Raw genomic sequence first — 22757 nt, forward strand, 5'->3', positions numbered from 1 at the left:
ATGGGCAGCCGCTTTTTTCCGTTCTGCTAACGTATCAGGATAGCTTAACCGTATAGTTTTTAACTTACAGAGGGATGCTTTCGTAAATCAACGACTTGACTTGGAGTTAACTCCAGAGAGTAAACTTCTTTAAGACAAAGTGCTGGATCATTCGAGCTAATGAAGGATCGTACTTTTTTAGATGAATGTTCATTATTAGGAGGAATTATTGTGCAAAAAGTGATTTTGAATAATGGCGTGGAGATGCCTATACTCGGTTTTGGCGTATATCAGATTCCGGATGCGAATGAATGTGAACAAAGTGTTTATGACGCCATAATGGCAGGTTATCGTTTGATTGACACCGCTGCCTCCTATCAGAATGAAGAAGCGGTTGGTAAAGCCATCAAACGAAGCGGCGTTCCCAGAGAGGAACTGTTTATCACGACAAAGCTCTGGGTTCAGGATACCGGTTACGAGAGCACAAAGAAGGCATTTGAAAAATCGCTGAAGAAATTGCAATTGGATAATTTGGATTTGTATCTGATCCATCAGCCATATGGCGATATATACGGCTCTTGGCGCGCAATGGAGGAATTGTATCGCGAAGGAAAGATCAAGGCGATCGGAGTCAGCAACTTCCAAATGGATCGTCTGATCGACCTTATGATTCATAATGAAATTACTCCTGCAGTAAACCAGGTTGAAACGCATCCATTCTGCCAGCAGATCGAAAGTGCGAAAATAATGAATGAGCACCATGTCCAGATCGAGTCCTGGGGGCCTTTTGCAGAAGGAAGAAATAACATGTTCCAGAATGAAATATTGGCTTCCATCGCCGAGAAATATCATAAATCCGTCGCACAGGTGATTTTGCGTTGGTTGACGCAAAGAGGAGTCGTTGCGATCCCGAAATCCGTCCGTAAGGAAAGAATCATCGAAAACTTCAATATTTTCGACTTTGAATTAAGCCAGGAGGACATGGAGAAGGTTGCTTCGTTGGATACAAGGCAAAGCGTGTTTTTCTCCCATAGCGATCCTGAGATCGTAAAATGGATCGGCACCCGTAAATTAGAGGATTAATCTTAATCTTCAAGTAACGAGGAGCGGAGCCGCCACATTATCAAGAAAGCCCTTGAAGCCGGAATCAATTTTTTTGATACGGCCAATATGTATTCTGTCGGAACAAGCGAGGAATTTGTAGGGAGGGCTCTAAAAGAGTACGCTAAAAGGGATGAAGTCGTAATCGCGAAAAAAATCGGCGTGATGCCATACAGCCCGCTCGCCAAAGGCAGATTAACGCGCGATTGGCAGGAGACGACGCATCGTTCCGAAACCGACCAAGTGCAGAAATCCCAGTATGACCCGTATTCGGATGCTGACCGTTTGGTTGTGGAGCGAGTCGCGGCAATCGCGGATCAACGCGGCGTCCCCCGTGCCCAAGTCGCGCTTGCTTGGGTGTTGCAAAAAGAGCCGATTACGTCTCCGATTATTGGCGTTACGAAATTGTCCCATCTCGAAGATGCGGTAGCCGCTCTGTCAATTTCGTTAACGCCCGAAGAAATGGCGTTCCTCGAAGAGCCGTACATTCCTCATCCGTATATTGGTTTTCAATAACCGCGGAAACTTAAACAGAAAGCGGTGAACGGCATGTCGATGACAATAGCGGAAGTAAGCGAAAAGTTTGCTCTTTCACAGGACACACTTCGCTATTATGAACGAATCGGACTGATTCCCCAAGTGAACCGCAGTAAAAGCGGAATTAGGGCCTACACGGAAGAAGACTGCAAATGGATCGATTTTGTCAAATGCATGCGGCAAAGCGCAGGTATTCCGGTTGAAATGTTGATCGAATATGTTGCGCTTTTCCAAGAGGGCGACGGCACCCTGGAGACTAGGAAAAACCTCTTAATCTCTCAACGCGATCGGCTTGCTGCGAAAATCGAAGAGATGACGGGCACGTTGCTTCGCCTCGACGATAAAATCGAAAGATACGACCAGACCATAGTGAAAAAAGAAAAAACACTTTCTTCAGTAAAGATCTAGCTTATTAATGCCATCATGCAGGCTACTCCGGTAGCCTGCATTTTTGTATTTTATATCGCAGTCAAAGATATTGCCCGTTCGCACATTTCCAGAAGCAATTCATGAAACCCGAAAATAACGCAAGAACTCCGAAGACACTTCGTTGTTCTAGGTACACCCTCGCGATATGATGAGAGCACATTAAGGAGGGATGTAGCATGAGGCAATCGCCGTTATCGCGGAAAGGAGGATGGAAGCGCCAGGCAATCGCATATTGTATGGCATTTCCTGCTCTCTTCTTTTTCGTTCTTTATCTGATTTACCCTTTGATCATCGCATTCCGGATGAGCCTGTACGACTATTCCGGGATTGGACCCTTAAAGGATTTCGTAGGATGGGCTAACTATAAGGAAGCCATGCGCGATAGCAGCTTTTTCGATGCATTAAGCAACAACTTTACGCTGATGGGCGTAGAATTCGCCGTTTCAACTTTGTTGGCGTTTATTCTCGCTTACATGTTATTCAAGGGCGTATTCGGCTGGCGCGCTTTTAACGTCATCTTGTTCCTTCCGTACATCATCCCGCTTTCCGTTTCCGCGGTCATTTGGTCGCTGATCTACGAGCCGACGATTGGATTGTTAAACCAATTGCTTGGAGATTTGGGTCTGAAGGGACTCCAGCACACTTGGTTAGGAGGGACGTCCACGGCGCTAGGCTCGGTTATTGCTGTATGGATCTGGAGAACGCTTCCCTTTAACCTTATCATTCTGTTCGGAGCCATGATCAAGATTCCGGGCGAGCTGTTGGAGGCGGCGCGAATCGACGGAGCTTCGGGGTTCCGGATCGTACGGCACATTATATTTCCGTTAACGATTCCGACGATCGTCTTGCTAGCCGTCATCTCGATCGCGAATGATTTCAGGGCTTTCGACATCGTCTGGATCATGACCCAAGGCGGGCCGGCGGGATTGACGCAAATCGCATCGTCGTTCGTCTACAAGGTCGGCTTCCAGGAAAATCATTACGGTTATGCCAATGCGGTCGCCTTCCTGGTCTTCGTTGTCGTGACTGCTTTCGTAGCGCTCATCGCTCTCCTTCAACGAAGAAGCTTTAGCGGCGAAAAGGGGGGCTTCCGATGATCAAACGTCTATCTTTGACCGCTTTCGTGTTTCTGTTCGCCGTTACTTCTCTGTATCCGTTATTGTGGGTCGTTTTGCAATCGTTGAAAAGGGACGCCGAATTTTTCGCGAGCCAATTCTCGCTGCCCCGCGAGTGGGTCTGGCGCAACTATGCGGATGCATGGGACAAAGCGAATTTCGCGTTGTACTATAAGAATACACTGATCATTACCGCAAGCAGCTTGATTTTCGGACTTGCCGTTTGCATATTGGCGGGTTATGCGTTTGCCAAGATCGACTTCGTCGGGAGGAAAACGTGGCAGGCGATGTTCGTGATCGTCTTATTCGTCCCGTCCCCCGTTCTGTTGATGCCCGTCTTTTTTATTAATCGGGATATGGGATTGATCAATACGTACATCGGGATGATCGGACCTTACATTTGCGGCGCTGTTCCGCTGGGAGTGTTACTCATGTCGGCCGCCTTTCGATCCCTTCCTAACGAGTTGAGCGAGTCCGCGAGGATGGACGGCTGCGGGGAATGGCGGACGTTTATCCGGATTTTGTTTCCCCTGACTTTGCCTACGGTCGCTACATTGTGCATCTTGCAGTTTATCTCGGTATGGACAGATTATATGTGGCCTCTCATCGCCAATACCGATCCGAAAATGTATACGATCACCGTCGGGATGACGCAATTGGCGGCCAAGAAATTCACCTTCGGCTATGGTCCGGTGTTCGCAGGGATGGTGATTACCACGTTCGTCGTCATCTTGCTGTACATCGTTCTGCAGAAATACTTCGTGCGGGCTTTAACGGACGGCGCGGTTAAAGGCTAACGAAAAAAGAACAATAAACCAGAATAATGAATAATAGACAAATATTAGAGCGGTTATATAATGAGGTCGTTAAATAAACATTCGCTCAGCGAAAACCATGGAGGGGTAACATGAATAAGAAGCTAAGAGGGATTGCGCTTTGCCTGGTTATCGCATTGACCGCCGCGCTGTCCGCATGCGGCGGAGGAAATAACGATGCAAGCCCGCAAGCAAGCCAAAAAGCGAGTCCGAAAGCATCCGCTGCCGCATCTCCGCAAGAAGACATTACGTTAAAGTTCATTTCTTGGTGGTCTTACGTCACGCCCGACATCTTGAAGAAGTTCGAGGAAGAAAACCCGGGAATCAAGATCGATTACGAATACGTAGCTCCGGGCGACGGTTACACGAACAAGATAAAGTCGCTGTCGGCCAGCGGGGATCTCCCCGACGTGTTCGCCGCCCAACATCCGAATTTGAGCCCGCTCGTGAAATCGGATCAAATTCTGGATCTGAAAAGCGATTTCGACACTCCGGCTTATGATAAAGATACGGCATGGAAGGACACGATTAATCCCGTACTGATCGAGAACATGAACGGCGGTTTCGAGAAGGATTCGGACGCGGCGAATCATGTCTGGGCCGTTCCCTTCGGCGCGATCAGCGTCGCGGTCATCTATAACAAAACGTTGTTCGACAAATCCGGATTGCAAGCGCCTACAACTTGGGAACAATTCGAAGCGAACAATGCCGTGCTGCAGAAGAGCGGCGTAATCCCGATGTCCTATACGAATAAAGTAGGCTGGGGAGATTGGTGGTTCCGTCTGCTGATCGACCAGACCGCAAGGGACGTCAAGCCGGACGACTTCGTAACCGGCAAAGTCAAAATCTCCGACCCGGGCTTCGTGGAAGCTTTGCAGAAGCTCAAAGACATGTGGACGAATCAAGTGTTCGACCCGAACGGTCTCGTAAACGGAATCGACGAATCGCAAGCCTTGTTCGTTCAACAAAAGCTAGCCCAATACATCGTCGTTCCCGAAAATTTCGTCAAATATTTAACGGACAACAAGCCGGCGGGAGTCGAGCTAGGAGCATACGTACTACCCGCATGGAAAGGCATTAACCCGAGCCGGACGCTTGGCGGGGCAGCCAATCTGGTCGTCGTCTCGTCGGCGACGAAGCATAAGGAAGCAGCCGTCAAACTGACCAAGTTCTTAACTTCGGAGAAAGTGTTCCAGATGCTGTCCAAGGAAGACGTAGTTCCCAGCACGAAGGGCTATACTCCTCCCGAAGGCGATGCCATTATGGGAGCCTACGCGGCAGCGGCGGAGAACGGCTTCATCGTCGATCATCTCCCGGCCGGACAGGATGCCCAGAACAAGCTTTTCAAAGACGTTATTCCTCAAGTTCTGATCGGCAAGCTAGCGCCGGAAGCCGGCCTGAAACAAGTTCAAGCCATTATCGATAAATCGAACGGGAAATAAGAGGGAGAACGCGGTCTGGAAATAGGCCGCGTTTTTTATTCCGAAAAAAGCGATAGCGAACCGAATTATCATCGTTGTATTCGCTTACATCCCCTCCTATAATGAGGCAAGGAGGGGAAATATGGCTAAAAAATTGTTATCGACCTACTTTTTCTTGATCGTTATTCCTTTGATCATTGTCACGATCGTCTCCTATTCGACTTTTAAGAGAAATATGGAAACGCATGTCGCGCAATCCGTTGAGCATAGCGTTCTCTTGGTCCAACATGAAGCGGAAGCTTATTTCGGGAATTTGGTTGCTCTATCCGCCCAAATCATGCAGCAGGACAGCATCGCAGAAGATTCGAGCATGACATCGTTGATGGCAGACAGAATCGATGGCGAGGGAAAATCGGATCATTACGTCGATTATATGCAAAACCAGAAAATCCACTTGTATCTGAATACGAACGTTTTAGATCGGCAAAGGGATATCAAGATGGCGATTATTCGCTTAACGAACGGCGAGACGTTCCAATCCAAGCGAACGGCGGCTAACATCGATGAATCCGAATTGGAGCAAATGCAACGGGAAGTCATAGAAAGCAAGAAACAGTGGATGGTGCAGCCGATTCCCTTATCCGACAATGCCTCGGAGTTTTATTTGATCCGCAAAATCAATTTGCCCGGCTCCAATCGCTTTTTGGGTATTCTCGTGTTCGAAGTGAAAATGGATACTTTCGCCGCGACGGTGCAAAGTTCTTTATTATCCGGACAAGAGGCCGTAGTGCTGTGGCAGCAAAACTCCGTCTTATACGGTTCGGTCAACTGGTGGCACGCGCTTCCGATCGAGTTGGGGCCTAAAAAAAGCGAATCTCTGGAGCGGGATTCCCCTAAAGGAAAAATTCTGGTCACGTATTCTTCTCCCTCCGATTCGGACTGGGCGGTCGTCACTTATTTCCCGTTCAGCAAGCTCAGCGAAGGCATTATTCCGATTCAGCGTACATTGATGGCGGCTGCAGGCGCATGCATCGTCATCGCGATCCTTTTGGCATTGCTGCTGGTTCGAAATATTTTGCGTCCGATTTGGTCTTTGCGCAACGCGATGAGACGGATGTCCAAAGGGTTCCTTCAAACCCAAGTCGCCGTTAAAGGGAAAGACGAGATGGCCGAATTGACCCACGTATTTAATTCGATGTCGCGGGAATTGAATCAAATGATCGATAAAGTGTACCTTGCCGAGCTCTCGCAGAAGGATGCGGAGCTTCAAGCTCTGCAGGCTCAGATCGATCCCCACTTTTTGTATAACACTTTGGAATCGATTCGAATGTTGGCCGAGATGCAAGGGTCGCCCGATGCGGGCAAAATGCTGAGGGCGATGGCCGTCTTGTTTCGCGCGGCTACGGATACGGAATCCATGGTGACGTTGGAGAAGGAAGCATCGTTGTTGGAACAATATGCGATGCTGCACGAGATCAGACTGAATGGACCGCTTGAGCTTTCCATAGAGCTAGAACCCTCGGTCAGAGACTGTCTCGTCCCGAAGCTGACGTTGCAGCCGTTGTTGGAAAATTGCTTTAAGCACGCTTATGTCGGTTGCCCGGAAGGCGTTCCGATCGTCGTCCATCTACGGGCATCCCGGGAAGACGAAGATCTCATTATGGATTTAACCGATTTCGGGGCGGGCATATCGGGCGCGAGACTCGAGGAAGTCGAGCAAGCGCTGAATTCGGGCGTAAGCCGGACGGAGCCGGGTTCCCGAGTCGGGTTATTAAACGTACACGAAAGAATACGCAAGCGTTGGGGGAACGGGTATGGCATTTCGATCTTCAGCAAGCCGGAAATGGGAACTGTCGTGAGCTTAAAAGTACCTTGCCAGCTGCGCATATCGGAGGGACTCGGGCATGAACCTGCTCATCGTGGATGACGAGAAAATGATAAGGCAAGGCTTGAAGTTCTTTATCGGACAACTCGGCGAAAAGTATCGCGTCGTTGGCGAATGTGCGGACGGGGAGGAAGCGTTGGCATTCTGCCGTCGGAGTGAGCCGGCGGTGGACGTCGTTATTACGGACGTCCGGATGGACAAGATGGATGGTCTAACGCTGCTGCGAGAGCTGAAGGAAGTCGCTCCCCGGACCCGCGCCGTCGTCATTAGCAGCTACGGAGAGTTCGATTACGTTCGTCGAGCCATGCGCGAAGGCGCGGAAGATTATTTGCTGAAGCCGATCGATAAACAAGAACTTAATCGGGTATTGGCCAAAATCGATTTCGGGGCAGTCGCGGACGTGACCGCTTCGTCTGCTACGGCCGTCCCGCCGCATATGCGCAACGTCATGCAGGATACGATCGTGAACGGATTGTTCGACAAGTCTCCCGGTTCGTTTAAGGAAGGCGAGGCGTACATTCTGCAACAGTTCGGGGCAAGCGACGAGACTCACCGTTACGCGGCGGCGGCCTTGGTGGTCGACGAAAGTCCGAATGACGTTCTCACGGCAAGGGATCGAACGCTATTCCACTATTTTTTCCGTAAAACCTCGGAAGAGATGCTGGCGGATTCCCCGATCAACGGAGTCGCGATGCAGGCGAAGGACGGTACGGTTCGGTTTTTGTTCTTCTTGCCGACATCCGATTTCAATGAGACAAGTGAGCCTGCCGCAGCAACGCTCCTGCCTTTTCTAGAGTCCCTCTTGGAAGTCATTCGCCGTCACGTGGCGTATCCGATTACCATCGCGTTCTCCGAAACGCGAGATCGGCTTGCGGATATTCATTTACTTCATGAACAGCTTCAGGATACTTTGCGCGCCCGACTCATTCTCGGCACGGATAAAGTCATTTCTTATCTCTCTTTGGGTCGGCTGAACCACTATTGGAACGTACGTAAAGACACGTTTCCCCAGCTCGTCGCTTCCGTGCATGCAGAGGTGCCGGAGCGATTAAATCACGAGGTGAACGCCTTTTTCGGAGATATGTTAAAGGCGGAATTAATGCCCGGTTCATCCCTTGAACTAATCGTCAGACTGCTTATGCGGGTATCCACGATGATGGAGGAGATGGGGGTGTCGCCGGAAGCGGCGGAAATGACCGATTGGATTACCATCGGCAAGGAACTGGAGATGTGCCCGACTTGGGAGCTGCTGCAGTCGTACACTTTATCCCGTTTAACCCGCGCTTCGGCGGCCATTCAAGAACACCGCGTCCAGCAGAAACCGAAATTCATTATCAACGCGGTGGAGTACATCGGGTTTCATTACGCCTCCGATATTACGCTTCGCGAAGTCGCCGAGCTTAACGCGATGAATCCGACCTATTTCAGCGAGCAATTCAAGAAGCATATGCATATCAATTTTATCGATTACATGACCAAAGTCAGATTGGACAAAGCCAAGCTTCGCCTTGCGAAGGGAGACGAGCCCGTCTATGAAATCAGCGAGCAAGTCGGGTATTCGACCTCGGCGCATTTCTCCAAAGTGTTCAAGAAATGGATTGGTTGTACTCCGTTGGAGTTCAGGGAACGGGAGCGAATCAAAAAGTAGAAGAGAGTGGGAGCTAGATGGAACGAACTGAGAGCGCCCGGTTTCAAAATCCGCCTTCGGCGTACAGACCCGCACCGCTCTGGGTATGGAACGACGAGATGAGCGAACCGCGGTTGAGAGAACAACTTCAAGCCTTGAAATCGCACGGCTTCGGCGGGGCTTTCGTACATCCCCGCCCGGGATTAATTACGGAGTATTTGTCGGAAGATTGGTTCCGGCTCTGGAGCGAGGCGTTAACGATAGCCAAAGAGCTGGAGCTTAAGCTTTATATTTATGACGAGAATTCGTATCCTTCCGGCTTCGCGGGAGGGCATATTCCGTCACAGCTTCCCGATTGCCTGGCTAACGCGGTGATTCTAAAGAAATGGACGAAGGAAAATTGGGTCCAGGCACGCGAAGGAGGTAATACGTTCCTTAACAAACCGGGCCATCCTATCCGCTCTTATGCGTATGAGACATCCGCCGAAGGCGTCGCGATCGTGACGAAGGAAGTGTCGGACGAACCGATCTCGCGTTGGGAATCGTACGGAGAGCAGTTTATGGTTTTCGAGATCGGCACGCCCGAGACTAATAGCTGGCTCGGCGGATTCGCCTATACGGACGTTCTTCGCCCGGAAGTGACGGAGTTGTTTATACGGACGACCTATCAACCGTATTATGATAAATTCTCGGCCGATTTCGGCAACGCAATTCCGGCCATCTTTACCGACGAGCCCGAGATTTCTCCCGGCAATTTATTTCAAAGCGGCTCGAACTTCCTGCCCTTTAGCTATTGGTTCGCGGCGGAGTTTAATAAGCGAAACGGATATTCTCTCTTGGATCGTTTGCCTGCGCTTTTCATGGACGTTCAGGGTCTGACGGCAGCGCCCTACGACGCGCAAAAAGTCCGTTATGATTACTATGATACTTTGCGGGAACTGTGGGTCGCCAATTCCGTACGGCCACTATCGGAGTGGTGCGAACAGCGAGGCATTGCGTACACGGGACATTACCTCGAGCATAGCTGGCCTTATCCGTGGGGGAGAAGCTCTCCGTCCGTCATGTCGCTGTACGAATACATGCATTGGCCGGCGATCGACATGTTAATGACGAAATTATTGAAAAACGACGAATCGGAGTCGCATCTCATGGTAACGATTCGGGAAGCGCATAGCGCGGCCAATCAATTGTCGCGGGAGCGCGTGCTGTGCGAAGCATACGGAGCCGGGGGATGGGATTCGACTTTTGAAGACTATAGAAGAATCGGCGATTGGCTATTCGTCCACGGCATTAACTTCATGAATCAGCATCTTACTTATTCTACGATCGCGGGCGCCCGTAAAAGGGATCATCCGCAATCCTTCGACTGGCGGCAGCCTTGGTGGGAAGAGTACACCCTCCTTAACGACTACTTTGCCAGGCTTTCGTTGACGTTATCTGCGGGAGTTACCCGTAATCGGGTGCTCGTCTTGAATCCGACGACATCCGCCTACCTGATGACTCCTGACCAAGGAAATCCCGGCCTGGTCTCCGACCATACGGGCGATTTCAAGCGGGATCTTCAACTGTTCCAGTTTCTATGCGATCGGCACTGGGACTATGATTTCGGAGATGAATTCATCATTGCCAATCGCGGGGATGTCCGCGAAGACCGATTCATCGTCGGTTCGAGGGACTATGAAGTCGTCGTTATTCCCGGCGCGATGACTCAAATGAGGAGCAGCACGCTGGAGTTGCTTCTTCGGTTATTGGAGCGCGGAGGGCGAGTCCTCGCTCTGAACGGCAAGCTGAGTCGGGTAGACGGAATTCTCGATGAAAAGCGTATTGCACGACTTCGAAACAAAGCCGGTTGGTCCGAATATGAAGACTTTCAGAGGTTGGACGAGGCATTGAGAACGATTCTGACGCCAAGGCTTGCGTGGGAGACGGCCGAGCCGGGCGGCTATAACGGAATGGCTCACCTGCGTAGGGAGCATGAAGAAGGAACCGCTTATTATTTCCTGACCAACAGCGGCGCGAGCGCGCAACAAGGTACGTTAAAGATCGAAGGCGAATACGCGGAATGCTACGATGCATGGGACGGGACGGTTAAATCGATCCCCTTCGACCGCGAGGGAAGTCGATTGCTTGTCCCTCTTACGTTACCCTCTTCCGGTTCCATTCTACTGAAAGTGACGAATCGAATGCCGGCCGATCCGGAGAACGGAAGCGAACGCGTTGAAGATCAACCGCCATCCGCGGAATGGTCTCCGCTTACGCTCCATAGCTCGCATGTGCTGGCGGAGAGCTTGAACATGTTGCCGATCGATTATTGTACCTTGAATGTAGACGGAAAAACTTACGACGAAATCAACACGCTTCATGCGGCGCAGAAGCTATTCGAGCATCGCGGATTTGCCACCAATCCTTGGGATAACGGTATTCAGTTCAAACGCAGGCTGCTGGACCGCGATCGACAATATGGGGAGTCGAGCGGATTCGAGGTACGGTACGAATTCCTTGTTCGAGGAGACGAGTTGCCGGAAAGCGCGTATGTAGGTATCGAACATGCCGGCTGGTATCGCGTTTATTGTAATGATGCGCTAGTCGAGAGTCAATCGACCGTATCGGAGCTCGATCCGAATATCCATGAAATAGAGCTGACTTCTTTTATCCGGAGCGGGCTTAACGTAATTACGCTGCGAGCGTCGATCTTTAACGTGCGAATGGAGATCGAGCCGGTATATATCCGCGGGGAGTTCGGCGTGTTCGCGGAGCAAGAACGTTGGACGATAGGACGTAAGCCGGAATTGGCGATCGGAACTTGGATCGACCAAGGCTATCCGTTCTATGGCGGAGCTGTTCGGTATTCGTATGATTTCCAGCTAGCGAAACCCGCGCAAGAGCTCCTCTTGGACTTTCCGGAGCGGGAGGCGACGATCCTGTCGATCTGGTTAAACGGGGAATTCATCGGAATCGTCGGAACGGACGGGGCCAATTCTTATCATTTCGGTTGCAATCTCAATCCCGGGATGCATGGGCTCGAGGTAAGGGTATGCGGAAGCTTGAAAAACCTGTTAGGGCCGCATCATGACCCGGAACGTCCGCGCAATGCCGCATGGCCCGGCTGCTGGAAACTTGCGCCTAAGTTCGGACGTCCAGCCGCGGGTCGATACGATCTCATTTCCTATGGCTTGTTCGGGCATATTCGCTTGAACTATCGATAACGATGAAAATCGTTGTTCGTCCCCTTAACGTCAAAGGAGCACCTCTCGGGTGCTCCTTCAACTTATCTATGGCGTTAAAATAACGCGATGCCATACTCCTCGATTTTACGATATAAAGTCGTTCTGCCGATCTTCAACTGCCCGGCCGCCTTGCTTAGGTTCCATTCCGCGGCTTTCAGCGCCTTCTTGATCGCCGTGATTTCCGCGTCCTTTAACGTAAGCTGGTGATCTTCGTCCGATTCATCCTGTACGGCCCTATCGGTTGCTTCGAATGAAAGATGCTCCGCATCGATCGCCTGTCCTCCGGCTAGGAAGACCGCCTGCATAAGGATGCCGTTAAGCTCTCTGATATTGCCCGGCCAGCTGTAGGTTAACAGCTTATGCTGCGCGTTTTCCGTTAAGGATGGACGCGGGAAAGCGTGCTTTTGGAGCAAATGGAGAGCTAAAGTCACAATATCGCTTCTTTCCCGCAATGCCGGCAGCGTAATGTGAATCCCCTTCAGCCGGTAATACAGATCGATCCGGAACCGACCGGCCTTCACTTCCGCTGCCAGGTCCTTATTCGTAGCGGCAATGACTCTTGCGTCGATCGCTTTGCTCTTCGTGCTGCCTACCGGAGTAATCACGCCCTCCTGCAGCACTCTCAATAAAGCAGCTTGAGCCCGCAGAGGCATGTCGCCTATCTCGTCCAGGAAAATCGTTCCCTTGTGCGCGGCCTCGAATTTCCCGGTATTACCATCCTTGTTCGCTCCCGTGAATGCGCCGCGCGCGTATCCGAACAATTCGCTCTCCACGAGATTGTCGGGTATGGCGCTGCAATTCAACGCAATGAACGGTTCCGCCGACCGATTGCTTGCGGTATGAATGGATTGCGCGAATAATTCCTTTCCCACGCCGCTTTCGCCCAACAATAAGATAGGGAAGTCGGTCGCGGCCGCTTTCCGGGCAAGCTCTTTTTTCTGAAGGATCGTCGGACACGTGCCGACGATATCCTTAAACGTATACAAACGCTGTTCATTCCCCGCCTGCTTGCGAATGGAGACGGACTGCCACACTTTCTGATGCTCATTGTGAATGGTTTCGACCGAGAAACCTTCCAATTGCTTAAACTCCTTGCCGATCGCGTCGCTTCCGACTATTTTGATAGCCGCATGGTTTGCGCCAAGAATAAGGTTATCCCGACTCAGAGAGAGCAACGGGAGTGGATGAATTTGCGCGGTATGGTTGAGCTCTCTTAGCGTGACGAGATGCTCTTTCTTGGCTTGTTCCAACAGGATTTTATTTTGCAGCGAGGATGCCGCCATACAGGCAAGCATAGAAGTATAGGCGTTGTAATGCTCGCGTTTGCCGCTAATGTTGATAATGCCGATCAACTCGCCGCTTGAATTAAAGACGGGAGCCGAGGCGCAGGTCAAGAAATGGTTAGAGTTAAAATAATGTTCTTCGGCATGCACGAGTACGGGTTTTTTCTCCGCAAGGGCGACCCCGATGGCATTCGTTCCTTTGCGCTGCTCCGCCCAATTGGCTCCTACCTGCAGTTGTACGGTAACTGCCTTGCGGGAGAAATCCGCATCCCCGGCCGTGTGTATGATCGTTCCTTCCGAATCGATCAGCAACGCCATCTGGCCGGATTGTTTGATGCCGACGTTCATTTGTTCGAATATTTGCTCCGCGTATTGTATGGTTTGCTCATTTTGCCTCAAGAGAGCTTGTATGCGGCTTCCGGTTAAGACGTCGTCGTCAAAAGGGTCTGCCGGGTTTAATCCTAGTTCGTGACAGCGCTTCCAAGATAACGCCGCCGCTTCGGATAGAAAGTTATTTTCCACTGAAAGCAAAATAAACACCTCCATCTTCGGTATTTCTAACCCGATCATACCACAGTTGTTTTTGTTAAGGGAGAACTGGAAATAAGAATGTACCGAAATGGAACACTTCGGCTGTCTCAGAAAGGAACAATCGAATTGAAGCGCTTACAAAATAGCTTGTTCTAACGACAATTCCTGCGTTGGCACGATTCTTGCTTATATAATTAGCGTAATCCATTTTAAGGAGGCTGAGCAATATGATTTATGCACAACCCGGACAAAACGGATCAAAGGTTACGTTTAAGAAACGCTATGAGAACTTTATCGGCGGACAGTGGGTTGCGCCTGTACAGGGCCAATACTTCGACAATGTGTCGCCTGTCAATAACCGTGTTTTTTGCGAGGTTCCGCGCTCTACCTCGGAGGATATCGAGCTGGCATTGGACGCGGCGCATGCGGCTAAGGATGAATGGGGCCGTACGTCCGTTGCGGAGCGTGCTGTCATATTGAATAAAATCGCCGATCGCATGGAAGCGAATTTGGAAATGCTTGCGGTTGCCGAAACCTGGGACAACGGCAAGCCGGTTCGTGAAACGTTAGCGGCAGATTTACCGCTGGCCATCGATCACTTCCGCTATTTCGCGGGAACCATTCGCGCACAGGAAGGCGCGCTTAGCCAATTGGACGACAATACGGTCGCTTATCATTTTAACGAACCGCTCGGAGTCGTCGGTCAGATTATTCCGTGGAATTTCCCGCTGCTCATGGCGACTTGGAAGCTAGCTCCGGCTCTTGCGGCCGGAAACGCGGTCGTCATGAAGCCTGCCGAACAAACGCCTGCATCCATACTCGTGCTGTTGGAGCTTATTCAAGATTTGCTGCCTCCGGGCGTACTCAATGTCGTCAATGGATTCGGCCTTGAAGCCGGCAAACCGCTGGCCTCGAGCAGTCGGATTTCGAAGATCGCCTTTACCGGCGAGACGACAACCGGTCGCTTAATTATGCAGTATGCTTCGCAAAACCTGATTCCTGTCACCTTAGAGCTGGGAGGAAAGTCTCCTAACATTTTCTTCGAGGACGTGCTTGCGCGCGATGATGCTTTCTTCAATAAAGCGCTCGAAGGCTTTACGATGTTCGCCCTGAATCAAGGGGAAGTATGCACCTGTCCTTCACGCGCTTTGATCCAAGAATCGATCTACGATCAATTTATGGAAAGAGCTCTGAAACGTGTCGCCGCCATCAAGCAAGGCAACCCGCTGGATACGGATACGATGATCGGAGCTCAAGCCTCCACCGAGCAAGTCGAGAAAATCATGAGCTATATCGATATCGGAGCACAGGAAGGTGCGCAATGCCTAATCGGCGGAGCTCGGGCAACACTGGACGGAGATCTGTCCGCAGGCAACTATATTCAGCCGACCGTGCTGAGAGGTCACAACAAAATGAGAATTTTCCAAGAGGAAATTTTCGGACCTGTCGTCTCCGTCACTACGTTCAAGGATCAGGAAGAAGCGCTGGCGATCGCCAACGACACGCTTTACGGACTTGGCGCAGGCGTATGGACGCGGGAGATGAACTTGGCCTACCGGATGGGTCGGGGTATCCAAGCCGGCCGCGTATGGACCAACTGCTACCATGCGTATCCTGCCCATGCAGCCTTCGGCGGATATAAGAGCTCGGGTATCGGCCGCGAGAATCACAAAATGATGCTCTCGCATTACCAACAAACGAAAAACCTGCTCGTCAGCTACAGCCCGGATGCACTGGGCTTCTTCTAAGAGAGACTTACGATGACGACGGAAGTGAGCAAGGTTGTCGCGACTGACGCCGCTCTGGCGTTAATCGAAACGGTAAAGGCCAAGCATGGCCCAGTCATGTTCCATCAATCGGGAGGCTGCTGCGACGGCAGCTCTCCTATGTGCTACGCACAGGGGGAGTTTCTGCTCGGCGATAGCGACGTATGGCTCGGGGATATTGGCGGCGCCCCCTTCTATATGAGCAAAGCCCAATATGACTATTGGAAAAATACGCAGCTCATCATCGATGTGGTGACCGGCAGAGGCGGGATGTTCTCGCTTGAAGGACCGGAAGGTCAACGCTTTCTGACTCGCTCGAGAATGTTCACGGACGAGGAGCGGCAAGTACTGGGTCTTTAGCTTTTGATTTGCTTGAACAATTACCCTGTTTCCTTCGGTGACGAAGGGAGCAGGGTTTATTTTCTTATAGCTTCTGCAATCAATCATTGAATATAATGGCGGTAAGCGTTTACAATAAAAATTCGGAGGAGGGGATGGACATGGAAATCTCGCAGACGGCCCTGCAAGAACAAAAGCTGCTGCTTACGTCTCAGATGCGTCAATCCATGGAAATTCTGCACATGTCCTCCTTGGATTTAAATGAATTTATTCAGCAGCAGTCGCTTGATAATCCCTTTATCGAGCTGCAGCACGCTAACGATATCCCTTCAACTCGTCATGCCGGCGGCTCTGAACAAGATTGGTGGCTTAATGCCGACCTTTCTAGCGAGGCTACTTTAGAATCGGTATTGCTTGAGCAGGTCACCTACATGAAGCTCTCTCCCGATGTCTTGATCTTGTGCAAATGGATCATCGGCAATCTGGACGAGAAGGGCTATCTTTTGCATTCCATAGATGAAATTTCCGCGTTAAAGGGCGCTTCTTTAAGGCAAGTAAGCGAGGCAGTAAGCGTCATACAAGGCTTAGAGCCTTACGGTGTAGGGGCTTCAACTTTAGCGGAGTGCCTTCTCCTACAACTGCAGCATCAGGAGCAAGAGCAGGAAGATGATCAGCTCGTCATGAGCCTAGTCCGGGATGATTTACTTAGCATCGCGGAAGGAAGACTCAGGCAGTTAGCGGAGAAATACGGAACAGAGGTTGCGAATATTAAGGCTGCCATTGTAAAAATCAGCTCGCTTAATCCTAAGCCAGGGGCTTTATACGTCAGGGAAAAGCCGCAATATATTTTACCTGATCTTCAGCTTATTGAGGTTGCAGGGAAATACGAATTGTCCCTTGAAAGCGGCGGGCTACCGGCCATTACGATAAATGATTCTTATATGAGCTTGATGGAGCAAAAGGCTTCGAAGGATGTCCATCGTTATTTGAAAAAAAACTGGCAAGCCGCGAAGGAGCTAATGGATAGTATCGAGCGAAGGAAGGCGACTTTGCTGAAAACGGCGGGCGCTATTTTCGAGCTGCAGGCGGAGTTTTGCAAGAAAGGCTCCTCCTCGATTCGGCCGATGTCCATGAAGCAAATCGCCGAAACTTTACAAGTGCATGAATCGACGATAAGCCGAACCGTTAACCATAAGTATATTCGAACGCCATGGGGACTTTTCGAGCTTAAGCATTTCTTCTCGTCCTCCATAAAGCACGCTGACGGAACGACAGTTTCGGCTATATATATTAAAGAACGAGTGCGCGAGTGTATCTTGACAGAAGAGGAAGCCTCGCCGCTATCCGACCAACAGATCGCATTGCAATTGAATAGCGAGGGGATACTGATCTCGCGTAGAACGGTAACGAAGTATAGAGAACAGATGAACCTGCAGTCCTCTACGCGGAGGAAAAACAAGTAATAATGCGCGAGGCAAGCTGATTAATCATTTGTCAAGGATAGTAGACGAGCGCATGGAAACGCGCAATGCTCTGCGTGTTGTTCTTATAAATATGGGGTTGATCGGCTGCGAACCGAAGAGAATGGTTAGCATGAATAGGATAGACGCGTCCGTCGAATGTTATTTCCAAGCTGCCCTCCAGCATCATAACGTATTCCTCGACTCCCGCACTGTGGGCCTCCGATTCGTTCGTGCAGCCCGGGTCCATCTCGACCAGGTAAATCTCGAATTGTTTATGAGGGTTGAAGGGAAAAAGGGGATAAGAACGAAATGCGCCGCCTGCTTCCAGTAAAGGGTCCACATCTTCTGCGGAGACAATAGAAATAGCGGGACTTTGATCTTCAATTAATGAAGTGAAAGATAGATGAAGTCCGTTGGCGATTTTCCAAATGATCGAAATCGAAGGGTTGGACTCTCCCCGCTCGATTTGCGCAAGCATCGCTTTGCTTACTCCGGTTAAGTCAGCCACTTTATCTAAGCTGTAGCCTCTGCTATTGCGGATAGATTTTAAATTTTTGCCCAATTTAACATGTATAGGTTCCATAATTCCCTCTATTATCATTTTTTAATTATCGTATCGTAAATAACGCTAAAAGTCGATTTCTTACTTTCATATTGTGCGTTATAATAAACGTATGTATACTATAGCGTATGACGAATTGTTTTAAATTAGAGTGCGTCCGAGGAGGGGTCCAACTTGTCAAGTAAACAATTAGAGCAATTTTTGACGGAGAATTTGGCGGAGCTAAAAAGCAAAGGTTTATACAATGTGATTGACACCATACAAGGAGCGAATGCTCCTATTATCACGATTTCGGGAAAAGAATTTATTAACTTATCGTCCAACAACTATTTAGGGTTAGCCACTGATCCAAGATTAATTGAAGCGGCGGTTCAAGCGGCGAAAACATACGGAGCCGGGGCAGGAGCAGTCCGCACGATAAACGGCACGTTAGACATCCATATCCAGCTTGAAGAAAAGCTGAAGGCATTTAAGCAGACCGAAGCCGTTGTCGTCTATCAGTCGGGGTTCAATTGCAATATGGCGGCCATATCCGCGGTAATGGATCAGTCCGATGCTATTTTATCCGATGAATTAAATCATGCCTCGATCATTGAAGGCTGTAGATTATCCAAAGCCAAGATCCTCCGTTACTACCATTCCGACATGGACGATTTGAGCGCGAAGGCTAAGGCAGCGCGTGAATCGGGTTTGTATAAAAAAATAATGGTCATTACGGACGGCGTATTTTCCATGGACGGGGATATTGCCAAGCTTCCGGAAATCATTGAAATTGCAGCTCGGTATGATCTCATTACTTATGTGGATGATGCCCATGGTTCCGGCGTACTCGGAAAGGGCGCGGGAACGGTAAAGCATTTCGGTCTATCCGATCAAGTGGACTTTCAAATCGGTACGCTTTCCAAAGCGATCGGGGTTGTCGGGGGATATGTAGCCGGCAAACGAGACTTAATCGATTGGCTGAAGGCTAGAAGCAAACCGTTTTTATTTTCGACCGCATTACCGCCGGCAGCAGTTAGTCCCGCTATTGCGGCAATCGACATTATCAGGGACACGCCTTCGTTAATGGACCGATTATGGGAAAACGGGAATGTGTTGAAAAAAGGGCTCACCGAGCTGGGCTTCGATACAGGCAAAAGCGAAACTCCGATCACTCCATGTATCATAGGGGAAGAGAAACAAACGCAGCTATTCAGCAAACTTCTCTATGAGAAAGGCGTATATGCGAAGGCGATCGTATTCCCTACCGTTCCAAAAGGGACAGGAAGAATCAGGAATATGCCTACGGCCGGTCACACCAAGGAAATGCTGGAAGAAGTATTAGCCGTCTATGAAGCTGTAGGCAAAGAGCTCGGTTTGATTTAGGGAAGGAGATTTATTTTATGCATAAGATTTTGGTTACGGGAGCGTCCGGACAAATCGGAACGGAGCTTGTGGCTAGATTACGCCAAATTTACAATATAGATCACGTAATCGCAACGGATATTAAAGCGGATGGATTAAATGAGTCTTCGGGTATTTATGAAATTCTTGACGTAACGGATGGCCAAGCGATGCATGACATCGCCAATAAATATCAAGTAGATACGATTATACATCTGGCCGCATTGTTGTCGGCGACCGCGGAGGCGAAACCTCTACTGGCTTGGCATTTGAACATGGGGGGACTGCTCAATGCGTTGGAGGTTTCCAAGTCGCTGAATTGTCGGCTCTTTACGCCAAGCTCGATCGCCGCTTTCGGTCCGACGACGCCGAAAAACAATACTCCGCAGGATACGATGCAAAGACCCACATCGATGTACGGAGTAAGCAAGGTTTCGGGCGAATTATTATGCGACTATTATTACCATAAATTTGGCGTAGACACTCGCGGGCTTCGCTTCCCGGGTCTGATCTCCTACACGGCTCCGCCCGGGGGAGGAACGACTGACTATGCGGTAGAAATGTTTTACGAAGCCATAGCCAAAGGCAGCTACACTTCTTATATTAAGCAAGGCACCTTCATGGATATGATGTATATGCCGGATGCGATTGAAGCCATCATTAAGTTGATGGAAGCGGATGCGTCCAGCCTAAAGCATCGAAATGCCTTTAATATATCGGCTATGAGCATAGATCCGGAGATGATCGCAACCGCAATAAGAAAACATATTCCGGATTTTAAACTGGGATATTATTCCGATCCGGTGAGGCAAGCGATTGCGGATAGCTGGCCGGATTCAATCGACAGTTCCGCTTCCAAAGAAGAATGGGGCTTCCAGGCAGCGTACGATCTGGACAAAATGACGGATGACATGCTTTCGCATCTTGCAAGCAGGTTGGTCGTCTAAGAATTCGCAACGCAGTGCACCTCTTAGAACATTCTAGGAGGTGCATTTTTCTGTGTAATCCTATTCAACCCAAGAATCAATTTTTGGATTACAAGACGAATATGCAGGAAAATAATTGAATAACGTCGAAAATTAGGACACAAGTAAACGCTTTGCACTCTAGGAGGCAACCCCATTGAAAAAACGATTGCAAACCGCAGTCTTGTTCCTTTTAACAGCATTGATCATGATTCCGCAGGTGACATGGGCAGCAACAGCGAAAAGCAGTTCCACACAGAAGGTTGCACTGGTGTTCGCCTCAAGCCAGCGTCAAGTTTTAGTGGGAAGCCAATTGAATTTGAAGGTTTCTACCCAACCTAAAGTGAATATCGCCTTTAGTTCAAGCAACAACAAGATTGCTACCGTCAGTCCCACGGGTACGGTCAAGGGCGTTGCTGCTGGAAAAGTCAACATTACAGCAAAAACGAACCAAGCAGGGTACACCGGCCAATCCATAATTACGATAGAAGTTCTGCCGAAAACAGCGCTGCTACCTAAGCTGGACGAACGGTATATTCCCGCAACGACCGATTCGAACATGGCCCACGGGAGCTACATTCAAGAGGATAACGAATACAGATACGAGATCAAACTCGGCGAGTATCTCAGCCTGGGCGGGCCGATCGAGCGGGTGAAAAAAAGCGATCCCAAATCGCGGATCGTACTGTTTAAGGGGCATGCTCTCTCGCTTTCAATGAAAGGCGATTGGTTATACTTTTGTAACCTAGATAAAGAGTATTCGCTTTACAAAATCAAGAACGACGGCACGAACCTTACCAGGCTATCCGGAGATTATGAATTGGCAACCAAATTTGCAATCGCGGGCAATTGGGTTTATTACGGCGGAAGACACGGAATCCGCAAAGTGCTGACCGATGGGACGAAGGATCAGCAGGTATTCGATACGGATTACATGATGAGTTTCGAATTGTCGGATGGATGGATCTACTACATGGTGTATGAGGATTCCGACTTCAAATTGTATCGTGCCCAGCTCGGACAAAAGAAAAGCCAGTATATCACCAAACTCCAATTCCCCGAATTTTATGTGGCTAACGGGTATGTATACTTCAGTGAGTTAGGCGAAAATGAATCGATAGTACGAATTCGAGCTGACGGCTCCGGCTTAACGAAGGTTTTGAATGGCTTGGTATCCTATATTTCAGACAAAGGGATCTATTACGTAGATTATCTTTCCTCAGACCGTGGGTATAGCATCTACCGGGCAGAGCTTGACGGAAGCCAGCCGAAGAAACTATTCACGATCGCGGAAAATAGTTTCGGCGGCAGCATTGATCCGTTGATTGTTGGCTCATCCTTCTATTATCGCGACGATGTTCAATCAGCAATTTACCAAGTCTCTCTTGACGGCCATCATCGCGTAAAGCTCGGTTCCGACAGAGTGGACGTCACGTCGGTTGGCCAGCTAGTAGAAGCCCAGCGGGATGGAATTCCCTACGTCATACCAGAAGATCATATCAGCCTGCATAAGTATGAGGAGGCCTTGATCAAAGCTAAGCAAGTCATTCAGGAGATCATCGCGCCTACAATGACAGATGACCAGAAACTAAAGGCTGTACATGACTACATTGTTTTGAATACCGCGTACGACTACGACAACTATTTGAACGATACCATACCAGATGATTCTTACTCGGAATATGGCGTTCTTCTTAAAAACACGGCCGTCTGCCAGGGCTATGCGCTAACGCTCAAGCTTTTTCTCGATCAACTCGGAATTGAAAACTACTTTGTCGTCGGCGAAGCCAACAATGGAACAACGGTAGGGGGGCACGCTTGGAACGTAGTCGCCATCGACGGACGCTATTACCAAGTGGATACGACTTGGGATGATCCGGTCCCGAACATGCCGGGATATGTGAGATACACTTACTATAAAGTCAGCGATGACTTTATGTCCGCGTCCCGTACATGGGATCGTTCACAAGCGCCTGCGACAAATTGAAGATCTAAGAGGTTAGGTCCCGACAAAGAATTAAGTCGGGACTTTTTTTTTGGAAACCAACAGCTAAAAAAATCGAAGTATAAGAAAAAATGATATCGATTTCATAAATTATGTCGTTAATGCGAAAAAAATTCAGGTATTAAGTCCTGTTGCCCTCCGCACGTAACCTGGATTCATGTTGGAACTAATATTTTGAAAAAACCAGTTATATCAACGTATTTATTGATTGTTGTTCTAATAAGCTCTTAAACTGCCTCTGCAAATTCCGAGTTTTTCCTCCAAAACAAGCTGTTTCTTCTAGTGCTATGGAGATGATTGCTAATGATTTTTATTTCATGTATC

The 22757-nt window shown here is 49.4% G+C and carries 16 protein-coding genes and 2 pseudogenes; 16 read left to right on the forward strand and 2 right to left on the reverse strand.

Features of this window, described 5'->3' with window-relative positions; genetic code table 11:
* Positions 1–210: 210 nt before the first annotated feature.
* From D7Z26_RS13990 to D7Z26_RS14030, 10 genes and pseudogenes are all read left to right on the forward strand, one after another.
* The gene (locus D7Z26_RS13990) at positions 211–1062 is read left to right on the forward strand and encodes an aldo/keto reductase (RefSeq protein WP_120977559.1); all 852 of its coding nucleotides are present in this window, start codon (positions 211–213) and stop codon (positions 1060–1062) included.
* 24 nt (positions 1063–1086) lie between these two features.
* Positions 1087–1218 (forward strand): annotated as a pseudogene (locus tag D7Z26_RS28160) (aldo/keto reductase); the annotation flags it as partial.
* Positions 1219–1230: 12 nt separating this feature from the next.
* Positions 1231–1596: pseudogene (locus D7Z26_RS13995) on the forward strand (aldo/keto reductase); the annotation flags it as partial.
* Positions 1597–1635: 39 nt separating this feature from the next.
* On the forward strand, positions 1636–2025 hold the full coding sequence (locus D7Z26_RS14000) for a MerR family transcriptional regulator (RefSeq protein WP_120977624.1): 390 nt from the start codon (positions 1636–1638) through the stop codon (positions 2023–2025).
* A 197-nt stretch (positions 2026–2222) separates the two neighbouring features.
* Complete coding sequence (locus D7Z26_RS14005) at positions 2223–3143, forward strand: carbohydrate ABC transporter permease (RefSeq protein ID WP_120977561.1); 921 nt, start codon at positions 2223–2225, stop codon at positions 3141–3143.
* On the forward strand, positions 3140–3958 hold the full coding sequence (locus D7Z26_RS14010; RefSeq protein WP_120977562.1) for a carbohydrate ABC transporter permease: 819 nt from the start codon (positions 3140–3142) through the stop codon (positions 3956–3958). The genes D7Z26_RS14005 and D7Z26_RS14010 overlap by 4 nt, the downstream gene beginning before the upstream one ends.
* Positions 3959–4068: 110 nt before the next feature.
* Positions 4069–5418 carry an ABC transporter substrate-binding protein gene (locus tag D7Z26_RS14015; protein ID WP_120977563.1) on the forward strand — a complete coding sequence of 450 codons (1350 nt, stop codon included), beginning with the start codon at positions 4069–4071 and terminating at the stop codon, positions 5416–5418.
* A gap of 121 nt (positions 5419–5539) precedes the next feature.
* A complete protein-coding gene (locus D7Z26_RS14020) occupies positions 5540–7324 on the forward strand; it encodes a sensor histidine kinase (RefSeq protein WP_120977564.1) in 1785 nt (594 codons plus the stop codon).
* Positions 7302–8930: a response regulator transcription factor gene (locus D7Z26_RS14025; RefSeq protein WP_120977565.1), complete on the forward strand. Its 1629-nt coding sequence runs from the start codon at positions 7302–7304 to the stop codon at positions 8928–8930. Before D7Z26_RS14020 ends, D7Z26_RS14025 begins: the two co-directional genes overlap by 23 nt.
* Positions 8931–8947: 17 nt before the next feature.
* Positions 8948–12115, forward strand: a complete 3168-nt coding sequence (locus D7Z26_RS14030) for a glycosyl hydrolase (RefSeq protein ID WP_120977566.1) — start codon at positions 8948–8950, stop codon at positions 12113–12115.
* Between the two features lie 74 nt (positions 12116–12189).
* Here D7Z26_RS14030 and D7Z26_RS14035 read toward each other — a convergent pair whose 3' ends face one another.
* Positions 12190–13941 carry a sigma-54-dependent Fis family transcriptional regulator gene (locus D7Z26_RS14035; RefSeq protein ID WP_233566903.1) on the reverse strand — a complete coding sequence of 584 codons (1752 nt, stop codon included), beginning with the start codon at positions 13939–13941 and terminating at the stop codon, positions 12190–12192.
* 236 nt (positions 13942–14177) lie between these two features.
* Here D7Z26_RS14035 and adh point away from each other — a divergent pair, with 236 nt between their 5' ends.
* The 3 genes from adh to rpoN all read left to right on the forward strand — a co-directional run bounded on the left by adh (position 14178) and on the right by rpoN (position 17518).
* The gene (gene adh / locus D7Z26_RS14040) at positions 14178–15698 is read left to right on the forward strand and encodes an aldehyde dehydrogenase (protein ID WP_120977568.1); all 1521 of its coding nucleotides are present in this window, start codon (positions 14178–14180) and stop codon (positions 15696–15698) included.
* Positions 15699–15710: 12 nt separating this feature from the next.
* Positions 15711–16076: a DUF779 domain-containing protein gene (locus D7Z26_RS14045; protein ID WP_120977569.1), complete on the forward strand. Its 366-nt coding sequence runs from the start codon at positions 15711–15713 to the stop codon at positions 16074–16076.
* 140 nt (positions 16077–16216) lie between these two features.
* On the forward strand, positions 16217–17518 hold the full coding sequence (gene rpoN, locus D7Z26_RS14050; RefSeq protein ID WP_158602305.1) for an RNA polymerase factor sigma-54: 1302 nt from the start codon (positions 16217–16219) through the stop codon (positions 17516–17518).
* A gap of 31 nt (positions 17519–17549) precedes the next feature.
* On the opposite strand, the gene D7Z26_RS14055 is transcribed toward rpoN, so the two are convergent.
* Positions 17550–18101, reverse strand: a complete 552-nt coding sequence (locus tag D7Z26_RS14055) for a helix-turn-helix domain-containing protein (protein ID WP_120977571.1) — start codon at positions 18099–18101, stop codon at positions 17550–17552.
* A 153-nt stretch (positions 18102–18254) separates the two neighbouring features.
* On the opposite strand from D7Z26_RS14055, the gene D7Z26_RS14060 reads away from it, so the two are divergent.
* The 3 genes from D7Z26_RS14060 to D7Z26_RS14070 all read left to right on the forward strand — a co-directional run bounded on the left by D7Z26_RS14060 (position 18255) and on the right by D7Z26_RS14070 (position 22415).
* Positions 18255–19445 carry a glycine C-acetyltransferase gene (locus D7Z26_RS14060; RefSeq protein WP_120977572.1) on the forward strand — a complete coding sequence of 397 codons (1191 nt, stop codon included), beginning with the start codon at positions 18255–18257 and terminating at the stop codon, positions 19443–19445.
* Positions 19446–19462: 17 nt separating this feature from the next.
* Entirely contained in the window at positions 19463–20410 is a 948-nt protein-coding gene (locus D7Z26_RS14065; RefSeq protein WP_120977573.1) for an L-threonine 3-dehydrogenase, read from the forward strand.
* A gap of 175 nt (positions 20411–20585) precedes the next feature.
* Positions 20586–22415 carry a DUF5050 domain-containing protein gene (locus D7Z26_RS14070; protein ID WP_120977574.1) on the forward strand — a complete coding sequence of 610 codons (1830 nt, stop codon included), beginning with the start codon at positions 20586–20588 and terminating at the stop codon, positions 22413–22415.
* Positions 22416–22757: the final 342 nt, after the last annotated feature.

Origin of the sequence: Cohnella endophytica (assembly GCF_003628305.1) — a bacterium.
Classification (GTDB): Bacteria; Bacillota; Bacilli; order Paenibacillales; family Paenibacillaceae; genus Cohnella; species Cohnella endophytica.